Origin of the sequence: Corallococcus sp. 4LFB (genome assembly GCF_046520365.1) — a bacterium.
In the GTDB taxonomy this organism is placed as follows: Bacteria; Myxococcota; Myxococcia; order Myxococcales; family Myxococcaceae; genus Corallococcus; species Corallococcus caeni.
This window is the reverse complement of the sequence record NZ_JBKGHJ010001253.1, coordinates 1-405: the sequence shown is the minus strand read 5'-3', so window position 1 is coordinate 405 and position 405 is coordinate 1. Positions and strand designations below refer to the sequence as shown.

The window sequence follows — 405 nt, the reverse complement described above, 5'->3', positions numbered from 1 at the left end:
CCGGCACGTGCGCATGCGCCGCGAGGAGATCGACGTCGAGGCTCCGGTCACGCGCTACGGACTGGACTCGTTGGGCGCGGTGGAGCTGGCGCATGAGGTAGGCACGGGCACGGGCCTGATGGTGCCGATGGAGTGGTTGCTCCAGGGGCCGAGCATCACGTCCCTGGCTCGACAGCTGCTCTCGCTGCGTGCGTCGGCGGGTCCGGCGTCGATCACGCTCCGTCGTCGGGACGTCGAGGGTGCCCGGGCCGTGTCCTTTGCCCAGGCCCGGCTGTGGTTCCTGGACAAGTACGCGCCGGGTGACGTGGCGTACAACCTGCCAGCGGCGGTGCGGCTGGAAGGCGAGCTGGATGTGGCCGCGCTGGAGGGCAGCCTCACGGCGCTCGCGGCGCGCCATGACGCGCT

The 405-nt window shown here is 71.6% G+C and carries 1 protein-coding gene; it reads left to right on the top strand.

All coding sequences use genetic code 11. From position 1 onward, the window contains the following. Positions 1-13: 13 nt before the first annotated feature. A partial coding sequence (locus tag ACLEQD_RS45190; protein WP_410392038.1) for a condensation domain-containing protein occupies positions 14-405 on the top strand: 392 nt, incomplete at its 3' end.